This is a genomic window from Nocardiopsis sp. MG754419, from assembly GCF_018207095.1.
In the GTDB taxonomy this organism is placed as follows: Bacteria; Actinomycetota; Actinomycetes; order Streptosporangiales; family Streptosporangiaceae; genus Nocardiopsis.
Map to the genome: position 1 here is coordinate 1 of NZ_QOCZ01000290.1, position 1,868 is coordinate 1,868.

The following is a 1,868-nucleotide window of genomic DNA, read 5'->3' on the forward strand; positions in this document are numbered from 1 at the left end:
GGTCGCGACCGGGCGCCGTGGCGTGAGGGCCGGGTTTCTCAGGGCGAAGAGCGATCGGACGGGGAACCGCGGTGCACGTCGGTGCGCACGCACGGCCCACTCGGGAGGGCGCGCACAGAGCCCCGAGCGCCCCGACGCGACCCCCACGAAAGTCGGTGGGCCGGTTCGACCAAAGCGCCGCGGTGTCGTCGCCCACCCCCTTCTTCGGCCACCCGTGGGTTCGTCCGCGGGGCGGAGGTGCGGGTGGGGCGACCGAGCGTAGTCTGCCGGCGACGCACACCGTTCGAAAGCGGACGGTGGCCCGACGTCCGGACCCCTTCGAGCGGAGAACCCCCGTGCCCTTTGCCCGCAGCGCAGCGCTGACCGCCGCCTCCGGCCTGTTGTTGACCGCCGTGGCCGTCCCGGCCTCGGCCGCACCGGACCTGGAGTGGCGGTTGTGCTCCGACATCGCCCGAGGCTGGGACGAGGACGACGACCGCACCCTGTGCGCCTCGGTTCCGGTGCCCCTGGACCACGACGATCCCGACGGGCGCACCATCGAGATCGCCGTGACCCGCGTACCCGCCGCCGAGGAGAACGCCTACCCCATCCTGTTCAACCCCGGAGGTCCGGGCATGCAGGGGGTGACCATGCCGGGGCACATCCTCGACAGCTCCGCCGCGGACCTGGGTCTGCGACACGACCTCGTCGGCTTCGACACCCGCGGCGTGGGCTACAGCGGCGCCCTGGAGTGCGATCACGAGATGACCGAGCCCGACCCCGACCTGGACGCCGAGGGCACGGCTCGCCACGTGGCGGAGGAGCAGAGCCGGATGAACGGTGTCTGCCACGCCCACGACCCCGAACTGGTCGCCTCCCTGTCCGTGGAGAACGTGGCCCGGGACATGGAGCTCGTCCGTGCGGCGCTGGGCGCGGAGACCATCGGCTACTACGGCGTGTCCTGGGGCAGCCTACTCGGCGCCACCTACCGCTCCCTGCACGATGACCGGGTCGAGGCCATGCTCCTGGACTCGGTGGTCTCGCCCGACTCCTCCCTCACCCGCCTGGAAGCGGGCCAGGTCGAAGCCGGTGAGGAGGTCTTCCACCGTTTCACCGCGTGGCTGGCCGAGCACCACGACGTGTACGGGCGCGGCTCTGACGCCGCCCTGCTGCGGGAGGAGGTGTTCGCGCTCCGGGACGAGCTGGCCGAGGAACCCCGCACCGGGCCGGACGGGACGGTCGCCGACGCCTTCACGGTGACGGCACTGCTGGCCACACCCGAACGTGAGTGGCCCGCCAACGCGCGTGCGCTCGGTACCCTCCTCGACGGTGGCGTCCCCGAGGTGGAATTCCCCCAGGGGCGGGCTTTCGGCACCGGGTGGGACGCCGAGACCGACGGGGCCACCGCGTTCGCCCAGATCGCGCTGTTCTGCAACGACTCCGACAGCCCCCGTGACTTCGACGAGGTGTGGCGCAACCGCACCGAGCTGGCCGAGCGTTTCCCCGCCGTGGGCACCCTGGGTTTCTACGACCACCTCTGTGTGGGATGGCCCGAGGAGGGCGAGGGCCCCGACCTGCGGCGTGGACAGAGCCCCCTGCAGTTGGTGGGCCACGCCAAGGAGATGGTCACCCCGCACATCTGGGCGACGGACATGCGCGAGGTGATCGGCGGCGAGGTCATGACCGTCGATGACGACGGTCACGGCACCCTCTCGGACCTGGACTGCGCCACGGCCGCCGTCGACTTCTTCGCCACCGGCCGGACCACCACGGAGGTCTGCCCCGGCCCGCCTCCGCCGACCCCCGAGAGCTGAGGCCCGGCCCCTGAGGACGGTCGCGCCGTGACCGTCGTGATCGCGGCCGTCTCGCCACGGCGAGCCGGGATCGGG

1 protein-coding gene is annotated in these 1,868 nt (G+C 72.4%); it reads left to right on the forward strand.

All coding sequences use genetic code 11. The features are described from left to right. Window positions 1–335 precede the first annotated feature (335 nt). Window positions 336–1,793 carry an alpha/beta fold hydrolase gene (locus DSY14_RS27685; RefSeq protein WP_211719546.1) on the forward strand — a complete coding sequence of 486 codons (1,458 nt, stop codon included), beginning with the start codon at window positions 336–338 and terminating at the stop codon, window positions 1,791–1,793. Window positions 1,794–1,868 lie beyond the last annotated feature (75 nt).